Source organism: Escherichia sp. WS1118, assembly GCF_046487695.1.
Lineage (GTDB): Bacteria > Pseudomonadota > Gammaproteobacteria > Enterobacterales > Enterobacteriaceae > Escherichia > Escherichia coli.
Genome location: NZ_JBJQIZ010000005.1, coordinates 253,630 through 272,086, shown reverse-complemented (window position 1 = coordinate 272,086; position 18,457 = coordinate 253,630). Strand labels below are relative to the sequence as shown.

At 48.1% G+C, this 18,457-nt stretch carries 21 protein-coding genes and 2 pseudogenes; 11 read left to right on the top strand and 12 right to left on the bottom strand.

Annotation, left to right across the window (positions count from 1 at the left end):
• Positions 1-15 precede the first annotated feature (15 nt).
• The 3 genes from yeaY (at position 16) to rnd (ending at position 3,684) form a co-directional block, all read left to right on the top strand.
• Positions 16-597 (top strand): Slp family lipoprotein YeaY, encoded by a 582-nt coding sequence (gene yeaY / locus ACJHYO_RS11620; protein ID WP_000290576.1) that lies wholly within the window; start codon positions 16-18, stop codon positions 595-597.
• A 204-nt stretch (positions 598-801) separates the two neighbouring features.
• Complete coding sequence (gene fadD, locus ACJHYO_RS11615; protein ID WP_077634368.1) at positions 802-2,487, top strand: long-chain-fatty-acid--CoA ligase FadD; 1,686 nt, start codon at positions 802-804, stop codon at positions 2,485-2,487.
• 81 nt (positions 2,488-2,568) lie between these two features.
• Positions 2,569-3,684 carry a ribonuclease D gene (gene rnd / locus ACJHYO_RS11610; RefSeq protein ID WP_001682950.1) on the top strand — a complete coding sequence of 372 codons (1,116 nt, stop codon included), beginning with the start codon at positions 2,569-2,571 and terminating at the stop codon, positions 3,682-3,684.
• A 92-nt stretch (positions 3,685-3,776) separates the two neighbouring features.
• Here the strand turns inward: rnd and ACJHYO_RS11605 are convergent.
• Positions 3,777-3,932: pseudogene (locus ACJHYO_RS11605) on the bottom strand (tartrate dehydrogenase); the annotation flags it as partial.
• Between ACJHYO_RS11605 and ACJHYO_RS11600 the strand changes: the two are divergent.
• The 5 genes and pseudogenes from ACJHYO_RS11600 to ACJHYO_RS11580 form a co-directional block, all read left to right on the top strand.
• A pseudogene (locus tag ACJHYO_RS11600) lies at positions 3,933-4,100 on the top strand (LysR family transcriptional regulator); the annotation flags it as partial. It abuts the pseudogene before it with no gap.
• A gap of 126 nt (positions 4,101-4,226) precedes the next feature.
• The gene (leuE, locus tag ACJHYO_RS11595; protein WP_000457211.1) at positions 4,227-4,865 is read left to right on the top strand and encodes a leucine efflux protein LeuE; all 639 of its coding nucleotides are present in this window, start codon (positions 4,227-4,229) and stop codon (positions 4,863-4,865) included.
• A gap of 172 nt (positions 4,866-5,037) precedes the next feature.
• Entirely contained in the window at positions 5,038-5,397 is a 360-nt protein-coding gene (yeaR, locus tag ACJHYO_RS11590) for a DUF1971 domain-containing protein YeaR (RefSeq protein ID WP_000939317.1), read from the top strand.
• Positions 5,398-5,400: 3 nt separating this feature from the next.
• Positions 5,401-5,583, top strand: coding sequence for a DUF1869 domain-containing protein (locus tag ACJHYO_RS11585; RefSeq protein ID WP_000513737.1), 183 nt, complete (start codon positions 5,401-5,403; stop codon positions 5,581-5,583).
• 147 nt (positions 5,584-5,730) lie between these two features.
• A complete protein-coding gene (locus ACJHYO_RS11580) occupies positions 5,731-5,979 on the top strand; it encodes a GlsB/YeaQ/YmgE family stress response membrane protein (RefSeq protein WP_000512153.1) in 249 nt (82 codons plus the stop codon).
• Between the two features lie 58 nt (positions 5,980-6,037).
• Here ACJHYO_RS11580 and yoaJ read toward each other — a convergent pair whose 3' ends face one another.
• From yoaJ to dgcP, 3 genes are read right to left on the bottom strand one after another with little or no spacing between them, the layout of a single operon-like run.
• Positions 6,038-6,112 (bottom strand): protein YoaJ, encoded by a 75-nt coding sequence (gene yoaJ / locus ACJHYO_RS11575; protein ID WP_001386836.1) that lies wholly within the window; start codon positions 6,110-6,112, stop codon positions 6,038-6,040.
• Between the two features lie 2 nt (positions 6,113-6,114).
• Complete coding sequence (locus ACJHYO_RS11570; protein ID WP_001219350.1) at positions 6,115-6,213, bottom strand: YoaK family small membrane protein; 99 nt, start codon at positions 6,211-6,213, stop codon at positions 6,115-6,117.
• 32 nt (positions 6,214-6,245) lie between these two features.
• Positions 6,246-7,271 carry a diguanylate cyclase DgcP gene (gene dgcP, locus ACJHYO_RS11565; protein ID WP_001283458.1) on the bottom strand — a complete coding sequence of 342 codons (1,026 nt, stop codon included), beginning with the start codon at positions 7,269-7,271 and terminating at the stop codon, positions 6,246-6,248.
• A 182-nt stretch (positions 7,272-7,453) separates the two neighbouring features.
• Here dgcP and yoaF point away from each other — a divergent pair, with 182 nt between their 5' ends.
• Entirely contained in the window at positions 7,454-7,708 is a 255-nt protein-coding gene (gene yoaF, locus ACJHYO_RS11560; protein ID WP_000691930.1) for a DUF333 domain-containing lipoprotein YoaF, read from the top strand.
• 21 nt (positions 7,709-7,729) lie between these two features.
• On the opposite strand, the gene ACJHYO_RS11555 is transcribed toward yoaF, so the two are convergent.
• Together ACJHYO_RS11555 and nimT are read right to left on the bottom strand one after the other, a co-directional pair.
• Positions 7,730-8,077 carry a DUF488 domain-containing protein gene (locus tag ACJHYO_RS11555; RefSeq protein ID WP_001025381.1) on the bottom strand — a complete coding sequence of 116 codons (348 nt, stop codon included), beginning with the start codon at positions 8,075-8,077 and terminating at the stop codon, positions 7,730-7,732.
• A gap of 54 nt (positions 8,078-8,131) precedes the next feature.
• Positions 8,132-9,313: a 2-nitroimidazole transporter gene (nimT, locus tag ACJHYO_RS11550; RefSeq protein WP_000128488.1), complete on the bottom strand. Its 1,182-nt coding sequence runs from the start codon at positions 9,311-9,313 to the stop codon at positions 8,132-8,134.
• A 96-nt stretch (positions 9,314-9,409) separates the two neighbouring features.
• Here nimT and nimR point away from each other — a divergent pair, with 96 nt between their 5' ends.
• The gene (gene nimR, locus ACJHYO_RS11545; RefSeq protein WP_000972263.1) at positions 9,410-10,231 is read left to right on the top strand and encodes a DNA-binding transcriptional regulator NimR; all 822 of its coding nucleotides are present in this window, start codon (positions 9,410-9,412) and stop codon (positions 10,229-10,231) included.
• Here nimR and ACJHYO_RS11540 read toward each other — a convergent pair.
• Entirely contained in the window at positions 10,188-10,634 is a 447-nt protein-coding gene (locus ACJHYO_RS11540; RefSeq protein ID WP_000460707.1) for a DUF441 domain-containing protein, read from the bottom strand. The two genes, nimR and ACJHYO_RS11540, sit on opposite strands and share 44 nt — an antisense overlap.
• Positions 10,635-10,803: 169 nt before the next feature.
• Between ACJHYO_RS11540 and yoaI the strand changes: the two genes are divergently transcribed.
• Complete coding sequence (gene yoaI, locus ACJHYO_RS11535; RefSeq protein ID WP_000999630.1) at positions 10,804-10,908, top strand: small membrane protein YoaI; 105 nt, start codon at positions 10,804-10,806, stop codon at positions 10,906-10,908.
• Here yoaI and yeaK read toward each other — a convergent pair whose 3' ends face one another.
• The 5 genes from yeaK to yeaG form a co-directional block, all read right to left on the bottom strand.
• The gene (yeaK, locus tag ACJHYO_RS11530) at positions 10,909-11,412 is read right to left on the bottom strand and encodes a mischarged aminoacyl-tRNA deacylase (protein ID WP_000138051.1); all 504 of its coding nucleotides are present in this window, start codon (positions 11,410-11,412) and stop codon (positions 10,909-10,911) included. It abuts the gene before it with no gap.
• Between the two features lie 42 nt (positions 11,413-11,454).
• On the bottom strand, positions 11,455-12,945 hold the full coding sequence (dgcJ, locus tag ACJHYO_RS11525; protein ID WP_001298230.1) for a diguanylate cyclase DgcJ: 1,491 nt from the start codon (positions 12,943-12,945) through the stop codon (positions 11,455-11,457).
• A 180-nt stretch (positions 12,946-13,125) separates the two neighbouring features.
• Entirely contained in the window at positions 13,126-14,601 is a 1,476-nt protein-coding gene (locus tag ACJHYO_RS11520) for a GGDEF domain-containing protein (protein WP_000621393.1), read from the bottom strand.
• Between the two features lie 146 nt (positions 14,602-14,747).
• Positions 14,748-16,031, bottom strand: a complete 1,284-nt coding sequence (locus ACJHYO_RS11515; protein ID WP_000219684.1) for a YeaH/YhbH family protein — start codon at positions 16,029-16,031, stop codon at positions 14,748-14,750.
• A 112-nt stretch (positions 16,032-16,143) separates the two neighbouring features.
• On the bottom strand, positions 16,144-18,078 hold the full coding sequence (gene yeaG / locus ACJHYO_RS11510; RefSeq protein ID WP_001019882.1) for a protein kinase YeaG: 1,935 nt from the start codon (positions 18,076-18,078) through the stop codon (positions 16,144-16,146).
• Positions 18,079-18,457 lie beyond the last annotated feature (379 nt).

Here is an 18,457-nt window from a genome sequence, read left to right as displayed (position 1 = left end):
AAAAGGAGTCGCATCATGGCGGTTCAAAAGAATGTTATCAAAGGCATACTGGCAGGTACGTTTGCGCTAATGCTGAGCGGTTGTGTTACTGTGCCAGACGCCATTAAAGGCAGCAGTCCCACGCCGCAACAAGATTTAGTTCGGGTGATGAGTGCGCCGCAGCTGTACGTTGGTCAGGAGGCTCGCTTTGGCGGCAAAGTGGTTGCGGTACAAAACCAGCAAGGGAAAACACGCCTGGAAATTGCCACCGTACCACTGGACAGCGGAGCCAGACCGACGCTGGGAGAACCTTCTCGCGGTCGCATTTATGCCGATGTGAACGGTTTTCTGGACCCGGTGGATTTCCGCGGACAACTGGTGACGGTAGTCGGGCCAATCACCGGTGCGGTTGACGGCAAAATCGGTAATACGCCCTATAAATTTATGGTGATGCAAGTAACGGGTTACAAACGTTGGCATTTAACCCAGCAGGTGATTATGCCGCCTCAGCCGATTGATCCATGGTTTTATGGCGGTCGTGGCTGGCCCTATGGCTACGGCGGATGGGGCTGGTATAATCCCGGCCCCGCGAGAGTACAAACAGTTGTAACTGAATAATTGCTTGTTTTTAAAGAAAAAGAAACAGCGGCCGGTCCGCTGTTTCTGCATTCTTACGGTAAAGATAAAAATAAATAGTGACGCGCTTCGCAACCTTTTCCTTGGGTAATTATCAAGCTGGTAAGATGAGTTAATATTATGTTAACAGTATGTTTATCACTTGGGGTTGCGATGACGACGAACACGCATTTTAGAGGTGAAGAATTGAAGAAGGTTTGGCTTAACCGTTATCCCGCGGACGTTCCGACGGAGATCAACCCTGACCGTTATCAATCTCTGGTAGATATGTTTGAGCAGTCGGTCGCGCGCTACGCCGATCAACCCGCGTTTGTGAATATGGGGGAGGTGATGACCTTCCGCAAACTGGAAGAACGCAGTCGCGCGTTTGCCGCTTATTTGCAACAAGGGTTGGGGCTGAAGAAAGGCGATCGCGTTGCGTTGATGATGCCTAACTTATTGCAATATCCGGTGGCGCTGTTTGGCATTTTGCGTGCCGGGATGATCGTCGTAAACGTTAACCCGTTGTATACCCCGCGTGAGCTTGAGCATCAGCTTAACGATAGCGGCGCATCGGCGATTGTTATCGTGTCTAACTTTGCCCACACTCTGGAAAAAGTGGTTGATAAAACCGCCGTTCAGCACGTTATTCTGACCCGTATGGGCGATCAGCTATCTACGGCAAAAGGCACGGTAGTCAATTTCGTTGTTAAATACATCAAGCGTCTGGTGCCGAAATACCATCTGCCAGATGCCATTTCATTTCGTAGCGCCCTGCACAACGGCTACCGGATGCAGTACGTCAAACCAGAACTGGTGCCGGAAGATTTAGCTTTCCTGCAATACACCGGCGGCACCACTGGTGTGGCGAAAGGCGCGATGCTGACTCACCGCAATATGCTGGCGAACCTGGAACAGGTTAACGCGACCTATGGTCCGCTGTTGCATCCGGGCAAAGAGCTGGTGGTGACGGCGCTGCCGCTGTATCACATTTTTGCCCTGACCATTAACTGCCTGCTGTTTATCGAACTGGGGGGGCAGAACCTGCTTATCACTAACCCGCGCGATATTCCAGGGCTGGTAAAAGAGTTAGCGAAATATCCGTTTACCGCTATCACTGGCGTTAACACCTTGTTCAATGCGTTGCTGAACAATAAAGAGTTCCAGCAGCTGGATTTCTCCAGTCTGCATCTTTCCGCAGGCGGTGGGATGCCTGTTCAGCAAGTGGTTGCAGAACGTTGGGTTAAACTGACTGGACAGTATCTGCTGGAAGGTTATGGCCTGACCGAGTGCGCGCCGCTGGTCAGCGTTAACCCGTATGATATTGATTATCATAGTGGTAGCATCGGTTTGCCGGTGCCGTCGACGGAAGCCAAACTGGTGGATGATGATGATAATGAAGTACCACCTGGTCAACCAGGTGAGCTTTGTGTCAAAGGACCGCAGGTGATGCTGGGTTACTGGCAGCGTCCGGATGCTACCGATGAAATCATCAAAAATGGCTGGTTACACACCGGCGACATCGCGGTGATGGATGAAGAAGGATTCCTGCGCATTGTCGATCGTAAAAAAGACATGATTCTGGTTTCCGGTTTTAACGTTTATCCCAACGAGATTGAAGATGTCGTCATGCAGAATCCTGGCGTACAGGAAGTCGCGGCTGTTGGCGTACCTTCCGGCTCCAGTGGTGAAGCGGTGAAAATCTTCGTAGTGAAAAAAGATCCATCGCTTACCGAAGAGTCACTGGTGACCTTTTGCCGCCGTCAGCTCACGGGCTACAAAGTACCGAAGCTGGTGGAGTTTCGTGATGAGTTACCGAAATCTAACGTCGGAAAAATTTTGCGACGAGAATTACGTGACGAAGCGCGCGGCAAAGTGGACAATAAAGCCTGAGCGTTAAGTCAGTCGTCAGACGCCGGTTAATCCGGCGTTTTTTTTGACGCCCACTAAAGAGAATACAATTTGAATTACCAAATGATTACCACGGACGATGCGCTGGCTTCTTTGTGTGAAGCCGTCCGTGCCTTTCCGGCGATAGCCCTGGATACTGAATTTGTTCGTACGCGCACTTATTACCCGCAGCTGGGTTTAATTCAACTTTTTGATGGTGAGCATCTGGCGCTAATTGATCCTCTCGGGATCACCGACTGGTCACCGCTGAAAGCGATCCTGCGCGATCCGTCCATCACAAAATTTCTTCATGCAGGTAGTGAAGATCTGGAAGTGTTCCTCAATGTCTTTGGCGAATTACCACAACCCTTGATTGACACGCAAATCCTTGCTGCCTTCTGCGGACGCCCGATGTCATGGGGTTTCGCTTCCATGGTGGAAGAGTATTCCGGCCTTACGCTGGACAAGAGTGAATCGCGCACCGACTGGCTGGCCAGACCGCTGACCGAACGTCAGTGTGAATATGCAGCGGCGGATGTCTGGTATCTGTTACCGATCACCGCAAAGCTTATGGTAGAAACGGAGGCCTCCGGCTGGCTACCTGCGGCGCTGGATGAATGCCGCCTGATGCAAATGCGTCGTCAGGAAGTCGTTGCGCCGGAAGACGCCTGGCGTGATATCACCAATGCCTGGCAGTTACGCACACGCCAACTGGCCTGTCTGCAACTGTTAGCCGACTGGCGATTGCGCAAGGCGCGAGAGCGCGATCTGGCGGTGAACTTTGTCGTGCGTGAAGAGCATTTGTGGTCGGTAGCGCGTTATATGCCGGGAAGTCTGGGCGAACTGGACAGCCTGGGCTTATCCGGTAGCGAAATCCGCTTCCACGGTAAAACGTTGCTGGCGCTGGTGGAAAAAGCGCAGGCATTGCCAGAAGAGGCCTTACCGCAGCCGATGCTTAACCTGATGGACATGCCGGGTTATCGTAAAGCGTTTAAAGCGATTAAGTCGCTGATTACTGACGTCAGCGAAACGCACAAGATCAGCGCCGAATTGCTGGCGTCGCGTCGGCAAATCAACCAACTGCTGAACTGGCACTGGAAACTGAAACCGCAGAACAATTTGCCGGAGCTGATTTCCGGCTGGCGTGGTGAGTTGATGGCGGAAGCATTACACAATTTATTGCAGGAATATCCACAGTAAAATCTTCCGAAGCCGGACTGGGCGCGCTCAGTCCGGCTTCGGCAAACTACAAATCCAACAGCAGGTGGTTCAAATGAACTTATTTGAGCTTAACGCAAAATGCGCTCGACACCACGACGAGTAAATACCGATTCCTGAATGACGACTTCATTCTCTGTTCCTTCATTTACTCTACCGCCTGGCGAGGAATATTCGCCTTCGGTGTTTTTCCGGACCACGTAAAAATCGATGTCGCCAGGCTGTTTCCCGCCAGTGGTCATTTAGTACAAGTGCTACCGGAATATTACCAGCCAGCGAATGTCTGGGCCGTTTATGTTTCAAAGCTGTCGACGTCAGCGAAAGTGCGGATAACGGTAGAATTTTTACGCCAGTATTTTGCCGAGCACTACCCGAATTTTTCACTGGAGCATGCCTGATTAATGATTCAATTATCGGGTTGATATCGAGTTAAAACCTGATTTTCTCCTTTCTAAGCCGCTACAGATTGGTTAGCATATTCACCTTTAATCGCGCATGATCGAAAGATAATTAAAGAGGTTAATGTGTTCGCTGAATACGGGGTTCTGAATTACTGGACCTATCTGGTTGGGGCCATTTTTATTGTGTTGGTGCCAGGGCCAAATACCCTGTTTGTACTCAAAAATAGCGTCAGTAGCGGTATGAAAGGCGGTTATCTTGCGGCCTGTGGTGTATTTATTGGCGATGCGGTATTGATGTTTCTGGCATGGGCTGGAGTGGCGACATTAATTAAGACCACCCCGATATTATTCAACATTGTACGTTATCTTGGTGCGTTTTATTTGCTCTATCTGGGGAGTAAAATTCTCTACGCGACCCTGAAAGGTAAAAATAGCGAGACCAAATCCGATGAGCCCCAATACGGTGCCATTTTTAAACGCGCGTTAATTTTGAGCCTGACTAATCCGAAAGCCATTTTGTTCTATGTGTCGTTTTTCGTACAGTTTATCGATGTTAATGCCCCACATACGGGAATTTCATTCTTTATTCTGGCGACGACGCTGGAACTGGTGAGTTTCTGCTATTTGAGCTTTCTGATTATTTCTGGGGCTTTTGTCACGCAGTACATACGTACCAAAAAGAAACTGGCTAAAGTGGGCAACTCACTGATTGGTTTGATGTTCGTGGGTTTCGCCGCCCGACTGGCGACGCTGCAATCCTGATGCTTTCAGCCCGCGTTGCCGCGGGCTTCCCACCTGTAATTCTCCCTGATTCTTCTCTGATACGGTGCTAAAAAGTAACCAATAAATGGTATTTAAAATGCAAATTATCAGGCGTACCCTGAAACGGCTGGAATAAACCGTTTTCAGCGCATTCACCGAAGGAGGGAAAAGGATGCTGCAAATCCCACAGAATTATATTCATACGCGCTCAACGCCTTTCTGGAATAAACAAACTGCGCCTGCCGGAATATTCGAACGTCATCTTGATAAAGGAACGCGCCCAGGGGTTTACCCACGCCTTTCCGTTATGCATGGGGCGGTCAAATATCTCGGCTACGCTGATGAACACAGTGCAGAGCCTGATCAGGTGATCCTTATCGAAGCGGGGCAGTTTGCGGTGTTCCCTCCAGAAAAGTGGCACAACATTGAAGCCATGACTGACGATACTTATTTCAACATTGACTTCTTCGTTGCTCCTGAAGTCCTGATGGAAGGTGCGCAACAACGGAAAGTCATTCATAACGGGAAATGAATCATGGGCAAAGCAACGTATACCGTGACCGTCACCAATAACAGCAATGGCGTTTCTGTCGATTATGAAACAGAGACGCCGATGACTTTGCTGGTGCCAGAAGTGGCGGCTGAAGTGATAAAAGATCTGGTGAATACCGTGCGTTCTTATGACACGGAAAACGAACATGATGTTTGTGGTTGGTAATTATCACTGATCGTTGATGGCGCAATTTCTGCGCCATCGCAAAAAATTCCTCCGTGATGCTCGTCACAAATCTTACCCTCCCGATGTTGTGCTATGCTTTTTATCAGCGACTAACCCGCTAATGCAAAACAGATAAGTGAGGAAACAATGGGCATTCTGTCATGGATTATTTTTGGGCTTATTGCCGGTATTCTGGCGAAGTGGATCATGCCAGGTAAAGATGGTGGTGGATTCTTTATGACTATCCTGCTGGGGATAGTCGGTGCCGTAGTCGGCGGATGGATCAGCACGCTGTTTGGCTTTGGTAAAGTCGATGGCTTCAATTTTGGCAGCTTCGTGGTTGCCGTTATTGGTGCGATTGTTGTGCTATTTATCTACAGGAAGATTAAAAGTTAACGCGTAAATTGCACAAAGGCTGCACACAGGCAGCCTTTGCTATTTTTTAGATGTGACGTTACCACCATCCCAGCTCAGTGCCGAGTACGACAATAATCGCCACACCCATCATAATAATCGTTGTTTTTTTCATCTTTATGCTCCCGGGGCAGCATAGCCGCCAATAAAAAACCATGCTAAAAATACGACCGCTGTAATAAAGATTACAACCGGAAAAATAATACCGATTCGCATGTTATCACCAATCAAAAGGATGTGAATACGCCTCAGGAATGTAGCGCTGAATGCGTGACAAAAGGTGTTTTCTGTTTATGTTTTTTCTCCTGATACATCGCGATATCGGCAGCATGCAGGGCACTGTCTGCATCGGTCGTTTCAGGATCGACTTCTACTATGCCAAGACTGGCACCAGGATAATACAAATCAACATCACCTAAGTGATATTCTCCGCGTATTTGTTGTTGAATACGTTCTCGCAGCGACGAAATATCCGCATTCTCGTTGTTCAGTGAAACAACCAAAAACTCATCACCGCCGAGACGACCAATAACTTCGCCATTTTGCTGGAGCGTATTAAGGCGCTCGCCAACCTGAATGAGAAACAGATCGCCACTATTATGACCAAAACGATCATTGATTAATTTGAAGTTATCCAGATCGATAAACGCGATCATTATCTTATGGTTAAGATGCCGGGCGAGAGAAAACAGCGTCGTCAGATTTTCAAAAATCGCCCGCCGATTCGGTAGCCCGGTTAACGAGTCGGTATACGATTGCGCAATCAGCGCAGCATTAGCTTCGCGCAGCTGTTCAACCAGTGCCTCTTTTTGAATATATTGTGCAATCAGTCCGGCGAACAACTGTAAGACCTGTTCCGCGCGTTCACTCCACTGGCGCTTCTCACTGCTGGCGGCGCAAAGCGTGCCATAGAATGATCCATCCGGTAAGTGAATTGGCGTGCTCAGAAATGTGGTGATGCCAAGATTGCGTGCCGCAACACAGTCGCCCCAACGGTCGGGGACTTCATCGCTGAAAAAACAGTTTTCATCAATGGCGCGTTTGCATAACGAGTAATCCCACGAGACGGTAAAATTCTCCGGGATGTGCATTTTCTGGCTATTACGGGCAAACATTATATGCTGCAGGCGCGCTTCGACATCCACTTTGGTCAGGTAGGTTGACTCCATATCAGTGACCATTTCCAGCATCTCCAGAAGCTGTCGAACCAGACTTTCCAGTGACTGTTCTTTGGCAAGGGATTGCGAGACGCGGGCGATAATCTGATCTGACACGAAACAACTCCAGGATACGGCGGGTAAATGCTGATTATTTAATCTTTGCAGGCATGATAAAACATCATCAACAAAGATGAAACAAGGCGTAATATGTTTTGAGTGAATGTAATAAAAATAGTGCTGCAAAACAAAACGATACCGCGATACTCTAAGCCTGGATAAATATGTGAGATCAATAAATGAAAATTATCAGTTTTGTTCTGCCTTGCTTGCTGGTCCTGGCTGGTTGTTCAACCCCTTCTCAGCCAGAAGCACCTAAACCGCCGCAGATTGGTATGGCAAATCCGGCGTCGGTCTATTGCCAGCAGAAGGGCGGGACGCTCATTCCTGTGCAGACAGCGCAAGGGGTCAGCAACAATTGCAAATTACCGGGCGGTGAAACGATTGATGAATGGGCATTGTGGCGACGGGACCATCCGGCTGGTGAAAAATAACCGCCGGATGCTGTACTAAAATCACAAGCTACGTAGCCAGTCTGCCAGCACCAGCGCATGGTTCTGCGTGGTGTTTTTTGCTGAGTAGAGCAGGGTCAGCGGCTGTTTTTTGGCGATGTCTGCCAGCCGCTTTCCTTCTTGCTCGTGTTGCGCCAGTTCTGCAAGATATTGCTCGCGAAAGGTTGCAAAATCGACGACTTCGCCGTGAAAGGCTTTGCGCAGCTCCGTTGACGGCGTGATTTCTTTATCCCATTCATCAAGGGCTAAATCGGTTTTTTTGATACCGCGTGGCCAGAGGCGGTCGACCAGTACGCGATAACCATCGCTCTGTTCAGCCGGATCATAAACGCGTTTGCACTGAATATTCATCGTATTTGTTCTCCCTTTCACGCATGATTTGTCACGTCACTATAGCACCGGATATTAGCGAATTTCTTTGTCTCTCCCGGCGCAAAGTCCGAAAATCGCCATCAGTAGTGAAAGTATTGCAACACCCATCAGTGGTACGGACCAGTCACCGTTAGCATCGTGTATTTTACCCATCAGCGGCGGCCCACAGGCTGCCAGCAAATACCCGACGGATTGTGCCATCCCCGAGAGTGCCGCCGCCTGATGCGCAGAACTTGCCCGCAGACCAATGAACGTCAACCCCAGTATCATTGTTGCGCCGGAACCAAAACCGAAAAGCAGAGTCCAGGTGATCGCGTGTGCTGGCATAAAGCAGAGCCCAACCGCGCCCACTGCGCACATCAAGGCAACGAACGCTGCAATACCACGCTGATCTTTCATATGATGTAAGAAAAGTGGGATCAGCAAACCGGGAGCTGCTGTGGCTAGTTGCAGCAAACCATGCAGTGAACCCGCCTGTGCTTCGCTATAGCCGTGACTGATGAGAATCGCCGGAAGCCAGCCAATAATCACGTAATAGACCAGTGAGTTGATCCCAAGAAACAATGTTACCTGCCAGGCAAGCGGCGACCGCCAGATACCCCGAGTATGTAAGGCGCGTGAGGTACTCAAATTTGCATGTTGTTGACTTCGCCACTGTGGCAGCCATAAAAAAAGAGCCAGCAGAGGAAAACACATCAGCATGAGCAACGCGCCTTGCCAGCCAAAACCGTTCAAAGCCAGCGGCACTACCATCGCCGATCCCAGTGCCGCCGCAGCTCCCATTGTCAGGGAATATGCGCCGGTAAGTCTGGCGACGGAATGAGGGAAATCGCGTTTAATTAATCCTGGCAGTAAGACATTGCCTAATGCAATCCCACCGCCAATGACCGCTGTACCGCCAAATAATAAGTAAGGCGAAGGGAGAGAGCGAATTGCGATACCTGCACAGATCAAAAGTAACGCGGCAAACAGGCTACGTTCCATACCAAAACGTCGCGCCACCGGGGCGGCTAGCGGTGAGATCAGCGCAAAGGCTAATAATGGCAGGGTGGTCAATAAGCCGGTTTGCGCCGTCGTTAGCGAGTAAGCGGAACGAATCGTATCCAGTAACGGTGCTGCGCCGGTAAAGGTGACGCGTAATGTTGTGGCAATCATCAGAATGCCAGCGATAAGGACAATCCTGTTTTTGCCGCTTAATGAAGTTGAACAGGTCATATGCTTCTCATTGTTACAAACGAGGCTGTACCTTACCGTTTTTATTGTTATGTTGAATCAAGCTAAAATGACAAAATATCGCTAAATTCGGACAAAATGATGCACAGGTTGAATCTCAATGGCTATGAACCCGACCGACACCATGAAGCCGCGGTCGCATTTTGTATTCACGCCGGAACGGATGAGTTAACCAGTCCTGTACATCAGCACCGCAAAGGGCAGTTGATACTGGCACTACATGGTGCAATTACCTGTACGGTGGAAAATGCTTTGTGGATGGTGCCGCCACAATATGCGGTTTGGATACCGGGCGGGGTGAAACATAGTAATCAAGTGACAGCTAACGCTGAACTCTGTTTTCTGTTTATCGAGCCCAGCGCAGTGACAATGCCGACAACATGTTGCACATTGAAAATATCGCCCTTATGCCGGGAATTAATTTTAACCCTGGCAAACAGGACGACGACTCAGCGTGCTGAGCCGATGACCCGCAGATTAATTCAGGTCCTGTTTGATGAACTCCCTCAGCAGCCACAACAACAGCTGCACCTGCCCGTTTCTTCTCATCCTAAAATCCGCACGATGGTGGAGATGATGGCGAAAGAGCCCGTCGAGTGGGGCTCATTGGGGCAATGGGCTGGCTTTTTTGCGATGAGTGAACGCAATCTTGCCCGGCTGATAGTGAAAGAGACGGGGTTGAGTTTTCGCCAGTGGCGTCAGCAGTTACAGCTGATTATGGCGCTTCAGGGATTAGTGAAAGGCGATACTGTACAGAAAGTTGCTCATACGCTGGGGTATGATTCAACAACGGCCTTTATTACTATGTTTAAGAAAGGCCTGGGGCAAACGCCAGGCCGATATATTGCGGGATTAACTACTGTTTCCCCACAATCAGCGAAACCAGACCCGCGGCAATAAGCGGGCCAACCGGTACGCCGCGAAACAGCGCCACGCCTAAAACAGTGCCCACCAGCAGCCCGGCGACCAGTTGCGGCTGGCTGCCCATTAACGTCACGCCGCGCCCCCCCAGCCAGGAGACAATAACGCCGACTGCAATTGCCACCAGCGATTTCCAGTTCAGAAACGAGTGAATCAGGGTTGAGGGCGGTAGCGTCCCGCTGGCGATGGGAGCCATAACGCCAATCGTCAGAATGATTATCCCGATACTTAGCCCCTGTTTTTCAATCCACGGGAAAAAGGTGCTTAACGGTGTGACGCGGACAATGATCAACACCAGAATTGAAACGGCGACAGTGGTGTTATGACTGATAAAGCCCAGCGCAGCTAACCCGAGCAGGATCAGCAAAGTGACATCAAACATCGTGGTTTCCTTGCCAAAAAATAATAAGCCTGCTTACTTTACGCTTGCTGCAGGCAGGAAGTAGAAAATCTTTACGTTTTCTGCATAAAAAATCAGGCGAACTGTCATCAAACTGCCATTTGTGCACGCTAACAATAACGTGAAAACAGCTATCTCCCGGGGGCATACTATGAACGATCAAATGTTCGTCGAGACACTGATTATCACGTCATCGTTTTTTGCCATTGCAGTTGTGCTGGTTTTGTCCGTTCTGCTTATTGAACGGACAGGCTAGTTACGCAGTGCGGCGGAAATTGACCAGTTCTGGTTGCGCAATACGCAAATAATCCGCGGTTTTCAAAATAACGGATTTATCCAGCATGCCTGCATTGAAGGCGATTTCATCAAATCGTTCGAAGAGTAGGGGGTCGGCAACCAGTTTGAGTTTTGGATGGAAGCTGAAAGGGGGGATCGCGCCGAAGACACAGCCTGTGAGTTCATCGACTTCCGCCGGGCTGGCCAACGAAGCGCGTAATCCGCCTATATGGCTGGCGAGTTGGCTCAGATCGGCCTGTTGATCGGCAGCGAGGATCGCCAGAACATGTTGATTTACGCCATTGCCTTTGACTTTACATACCAGTGCCTTAGCCCCCTGGCCTAAAGCGGTGCCACGAATTTCTGACACCGCTTCACATTTACCTACCGCTTCATGGGTAACGACGCGGAAGTTAGCACCTTCTTGTGATAATAAAGCGATTAACCGCTGATGCGTCACGCTTCCTTTAGCCATTTCAGTCATTTCATGCTCCTGAGATTACAAGCAAACAACTACAGAAGGTTATCATGAACGGCTGTTTTTGTTCTGCTTATTGACATATAAACGCTCATCGGAAGCTTTATACGCATCATGTAACGTATCGTTTTCTTTCATCGCGTAAATACCGGAAGAGAAGCCGATCTCTTTCTGCGGCGCGATATGTTGCAGACGTTTTTCGATACGTTCAGGCAGTTGTGCTGCAATTTGCGGCGTCGAATCGACAAGAATGATGCAGAATTCATCGCCACCGAGTCGGATGGCATAATCACTTTTACGAATCGATTGTTTAATCGCCTGAGCTAATAACGTAATCGCTAAATCCCCCTCCTGATGACCGAGGGTATCATTTATTTGCTTTAACTTGTCCATGTCAATAGCAATAAACATCACCGAAGAACCGGATTGCACCAGTTTCTGCAACCGCTGCTCCAGTTCAGGGGTTAAAATTTTGCGATTATAGAGTCCAGTCATCGCATCACTAATATTTTCTCGCGACACATTTTGGTATAAGCGGAAGTGCATCCGCACCATATTCAGCAAAATTAACGCCGTCAAAATCCAGAACAGAACGCTTTTCCACGAAGACGTGATAAAGTAAAGAATATCAATGGATAACGAGACACGAATGCCGCCCGGTAAGTCATGGACGTAACTGACATACTGGAACAGATTATCTTCGCTCTGGTTGATGATAATGTCGCGCCCCGAATCTGTATCGGTTAGCGTGACATTGAGAAAACGCCAGAGGAGAGGGCGGTCATGAGTGTAAAAGATATTCCGCAGATTGTTTTTGTTAATATCCAGCAGCACAATCCCTTTTAGCTGCCCTGCGACATATACCGGCGTCAGCAAACTCATCACGTTCTGTTTAGTACGCTGATCCTGGTAAATGCTCGATAATACGGTACGCCCGGTAAATACTTTTTCAATATCTTTGCGATCTATACCAATACTTCCTGACTGCAGGAAGGACCAGTTATTCATCGCAAAGTATTCAACATTAACCGGCTCATAAAAATAGACATAGCGGTCATTGAGATCGAGATAATAGTGAAATTTCTCTTCGGCCATCCCAAGACCTGAACCGTAATCATCCTGGTGGCGGTTGCCTTCCACTGCCTGATCAAAAGCGGGTAATAGTGCTGCAGCTTCCACAATTGTGTCGCAGTCAGTGGATGCGGTTTGTAATGTGCCGCGTAAGCCCGGGTATTTATGGGCAGTCAGGTTTAAGCCATGGGTATTATTGGCAGACTCAAAAGCCTCGCAGATGGCGCGCCGCTGTTCTGGCGGCACTTCCGACTGCTCAGCAGCGAGAGCGCGCATCACATGCGCGGCAATACTCTGATTCTGATACTTATCATAAAGAAAGGAAGAGTCTGCTCTCTGCACGATATAGCGCAGGTAGGCACTCATTGCTCTGTCGCTGGCGACAAGTTCAAAAATAAGGAAGGAAGATGTCAGCACAATGACACTTGCGGCGATAAAATGCCGGAGCATTCTATGGTGCAATTTCATGATAAATGGCACTCCTTCGGTTAGTGAAACGAGAAAACCAGATAAAGTTCGATTGCGGCCTGGCACAGGGGCGCTAATTATACTCATCTCTGCGCCGCTGGGGAGGGGAAATTTAGGGGTAATAGTAATAAATTGTATGCAAAAGCCACGCAAAAAGCATGGCTGTGAATATTTTTGCACTTAAATATGATGAATAATCACTTTGTTGCCCCCCTCGCTTTTCGCTTCGCGTAAGGCTTTATCTGCTTCCGTCATGACAAGCGAGATATTATGCGTGTCACCCGTTGAAAAAACCGTGCCAATACTGATGGTCATTTGTTCAGGAACATCATATCTGTTACTAAAGCCGGTCAGGAGTTCGACATTTTTACGCATACGTTCCGCAATGATTTTTGCCTGGGCACTATTGAGTTCGGTAAATAGCAAGCCAAACACCTCACCCTCCAGTCGCGCTAAAATATCATCGGGGCGGATGCTTTGCTGGATAATATCGACAATTGATACCAGCACTTTATCACCCACACGATGTCCCCATTGGGCATTGATGCGTTTGAACTGATTAATATCAACCAGCATGACACAAAAGTCCTTAACAACAGGTCGCGACAATAATGACTCTACGCTGTTGAAAAAGTAGCGCCGATTATAAATATTGGTCAGTACATCATGAACTGCCAGTTTGCTGGAGAGTTGCAGTTCCTGAAAAATGTTATAAATCAGAAAAGACACAACAAACAGTTTACTGGAAACTTCAATCCCGCGACTGATATACCAGATGGTGTAATTATACTCATCCAGAGTCAGTAGAAGTAAGTTGCAGCATAGCGATGCCAGACATAATAATGCTATTAACGGCCATAGTTCGCTGGCTAATCGTGTACGCATGATAATAAAGAACAGTAAAAATGCCCACAAACAAACCAATATTTTTGTATAGTTGATTCCCCAGGTCGCAGTATGGTTGTCCGGACAGTAATCGACGACATACAAAGAATAGTCAGCGTTATAACTGCTCAGATTGTGTGCCAGAAGGGGAAAAACTAAAAAAGGAATCAGCGCCAGCAACAGAATGCCAGTTTTCTTCTTATTGTTGTCAAGGATGTTGTCTTTCCCATAACAAAAGAGCGCCAGCGAGGTTAAACAAATGAAACTGAGTTGGCGGAAAATATAGAAAATAGAAACATCATTCGACTTTGTCTGGATCAGTGTACTGCCGTTGATTGGTTTATGGATAATTACAATGGTTTCAACTAAATAGATAAGGCCACTTAAAAATGCAAGGCTTAAAATGAGTGTTGGTAAAATTTGTTTGTTAGTGAAATACTTCATTAACATGAAAAGGAAAATGACGGCGTTAAGGAAAAACAAAGCCACAACAACCATCAGGTAATTCATCTGTGGGATGAGTTTTACATTTGTGTTTTCGTTATATAAGGTAGTAATGCAAAATAAAATTAACGTCAGCAATAAGCTGAAAATAAAAAAGCCTTGAGCTTTTAATTTTTGTGTACCCATAGAAACCATAAAAAGGAGAGCAATGTGAGTGCTGGATTTTATTGATGGCAGAGATATATAGTTTTGACCAAGATCAATTTTCGTTGACGATAAAAAATAATTAAAGAATAACCCCAGGGAAATACGTGTTGACCGAATCATTTTTCCGAATGATTGTTTTCTGGAACTAAATTGTGTAAAGGTTATGCTGTCATATTTAAAGCGATTGTAAGCTAATGTATGTAATAAATGAGATAATTTACAGTGAGCTAAAAATCAGCCAGGCGATAATGACCCGGCTGACAGTTTTAGTCTTTAGCTGTTGCATTTTGTTTATGAAACAGTTCACGGAATACCGGATAAATATCATCCTGGTCGCGGATATGCTGCATCGCAAAGTTGTCGAAAGTAGATTGCAGATGCTCATATTCTCGCCACAGTGTCTGATGCGCGCGACGTGTAATTTCGATATAGCTGTAATAACGAACAACGGGTAATATTTTTTTCGCCAGAATTTCATGGCAAAGCGGAGAGTCATCGGCCCAGTTATCGCCGTCTGATGCTTGGGCTGCGTAAATATTCCACTGTGCCGGGTTATAACGCTCTTTCACTACCTCATCCATCAGTTTTAGGGCGCTGGAAACAATGGTGCCGCCAGTTTCCTGCGAGTAGAAAAACTCATGTTCATCGACTTCTTTCGCCTGGGTATGATGGCGGATGTATACGACTTCCACGTTCTTATACGTTCTGCTGAGGAACAGATACAGCAGAATATAAAAACGTTTAGCCATATCCTTAGTGGACTGATCCATTGAACCGGAAACGTCCATCAGGCAAAACATCACTGCCTGGCTGGAGGGATCGGGCCGTTTTTCGTAGTTCTTGTAACGTAAATCGAAGGTGTCAATGAAAGGGACGCGTTCAATTTTGGCACGTAATTCTGCAATTTCTTTGCGCAGACGTTCCTCTTCCAGCAGTTGCGCAGGTTCACTGTTGCTGATGATGGCCAAATTCTCTTCCAGCGCATGAAGTTCCCGCCGCTTGCCCGCCGTCATGGCTGTGCGCCGCGCCAGTGAGTTCTGCAATGAACGTACAACGCTGATATTGGCCGGAACGCCGTTAGCGGTATAACCCGCCCGATGCGTTTTATATTCGGTCAGCTGGCGTTGTTGGTTTTGTTTCAGATTCGGTAAGGCCAAATCTTCAAAGAGCAGATCAAGATACTCATCTTTCGAAATCTGAAAGACAAATTCATCCTGACCTTCACCATCCTGGCTGGCCTGGCCCTGACCACTGCCGGAACCTCCGCCACCACCCTGGGGACGTTCAATTCGGTCGTTCTGGACGAAATGGTCATTGCCCGGATGTACGCGGTGGCGCAGGCCACCACGCCCCTGATGAAACATCGGTTCGCTAATATCTTCCGTGGGAATGGATACGGACTCGCCGCTGTCGACGTCAGTCACCGAACGCTTATTTATGGCCTCGGAGATCGACTGTTTAATTTGCGCTTTATAACGGCGTAAGAAACGCTGGCGATTCACCATGCTTTTATTTTTGCCGTTCAGACGCCGGTCAATAAACCAGGTCATATGCCCCCCGTACTACATTTGCCAACGGTATGCTACGCCTGTGTTGCCGCTTCTCTGGCCCACGGTTCGCTGTCGTTGTAGGCCCGGTAGCATGTGTACCGGGCCAGGGTTGTTAAGACGATTTACGTACGCGCAAATACCATTCGCACAGTAAACGCACCTGTTTACGGGTGTAGCCTTTTTCCATCATACGGTCGACAAAGTCGTCGTGTTTCTTCTGCTCGTCGGTTGACGTTTTGGCGTTAAACGAAATAACCGGCAACAGCTCTTCGGTATTGGAGAACATTTTCTTCTCGATAACCGTGCGCAGTTTTTCATAGCTGGTCCAGTTCGGATTGCGTCCGCTGTTATTCGCTCTGGCTCGCAGTACGAAGTTAACAATCTCGTTGCGGAAATCTTTTGGATTACTGATCCCCGCCGGTTTCTCGATTTTCTCCAGCTCGGCGTTAAGAGACTCGCGGTCAAACAGCTGCCCGGTATCCGGATCGCGATACTCCTGATCCTGAATCCAGAAATCCGCGTAGGTAACATAACGGTCGAAAATGTTCTGCCCATATTCTGAATAGGATTCAAGGTAGGCCGTCTGGATCTCTTTGCCGATAAACTCGGCATATTTCGGGATCAGATAACCTTTCAGGAACTCCAGATAGCGTTCTGCCTGCTCTTGCGGGAACTGCTCGCGCTCGATCTGCTGTTCCAGGACGTAGAACAGATGGACCGGGTTTGCCGCCACTTCTACATGATCGAAGTTGAACACGCGGGAGAGGATCTTAAACGCAAAACGCGTCGACAGACCGTTCATCCCTTCATCGACACCGGCGTAGTCACGATATTCCTGATACGACTTGGCTTTGGGATCAGTGTCTTTCAAACTTTCACCATCATAAACCCGCATCTTTGAGTAAATGCTGGAGTTTTCTGGCTCTTTCAGACGCGAAAGAATAGAAAAACGTGACAGCGTTTCCAGCGTGCCAGGGGCGCAGGGGGCGTGAGTCAATTCACTGTGATTAAGCAATTTCTCGTAGATTTTGATCTCTTCGGAAATGCGCAAGCAATACGGCACCTTCACGATGTAAACACGGTCGAGGAAGGCTTCGTTGTTTTTGTTATTACGGAAAGTGACCCATTCGGATTCGTTCGAGTGGGCGAGAATAATCCCGTTGAACGGCAGGGCGGAGATACCTTCCGTCCCGTTGTAGTTACCTTCCTGGGTGGCGGTTAACAAGGGATGCAGCACTTTTATCGGTGCTTTAAACATCTCGACAAATTCCATGATCCCCTGATTGGCGCGGCACAGCGCACCGGAATAGCCGTAGGCGTCCGGGTCATTCTGCGCGTAGTGTTCGAGTTTACGAATATCGACTTTCCCTACCAGGGCGGAGATGTCCTGGTTGTTCTCATCGCCGGGTTCCGTTTTGGCGATGGCAATTTGTTGCAGAATTGACGGCCAGACCTTCACTACCCGGAACTTAGTGATATCGCCACCAAATTCATGCAGGCGCTTTGCCGCCCACGGCGACATGATGGTGCCGAGATAACGGCGAGGAATGCCATACTCTTTTTCCAGAATCTGCGCATCTTCCTGCGGATTGAAAAGACAGAAAGGATGATCGTTGACCGGGCTACGCTCACCGTTGGCGCTCAATACATAAATCGGTACGAGCTGCATTAATGATTTCAGTCGCTCAGCAAGCGATGATTTACCCCCACCCACAGGCCCCAGCAGATACAGGATTTGTTTCTTCTCTTCCAGCCCCTGAGCCGCGTGTTTCAGATAAGAGACAATCTGTTCAATCGCGTCTTCCATGCCGTAAAACTCTTCAAACGCCGGATAACGTGCAATGACCCGGTTAGAAAAGAGTCGAGAAAGTCTGGGTTCCTGGGCTGTATCGACCATGACAGGCTCACCAATAGCCATCAATAGCCGCTCAGCCGCGTTGGCATAAGCACTGCGATCTTGCCGACAAGTGGTAAGAAACTCCTGCAGTGTGAACTCTTCGTCCTTGGCAGCTTCATATCGCTGGCGATAGTGATCGAATATATTCATGGTATGCCGTCCTTTCGTTTTTTAGCACAGGTTAAGAGCCGTTCATATGAATAGTTGAGGCTCCCGGAAGAGGTAAACTGAACGACGTCTCTTGCTAAAACACAGCAACTCTCATGCCATTTTATTGACGATGAGAACAACGTGCCCGGTGATACACCTTCAAAATTAAGCGTAGATGGCAAATGGAAAACTTGCCTGCACGGCTTTCTTAATTTCAATGGCATATCAACAACTCATCCATAAATTTTGCATAATTAATGTAAATAATAGGGTCGCCGGTAACGCTAAATTCATTTGGCTGTAAGCGTGGTGTCATCTGCGTCAGGAAAATTAAACAGTTACTATAAAAAATGAAAACGTAAAAAGGTTGGGTTTCGAT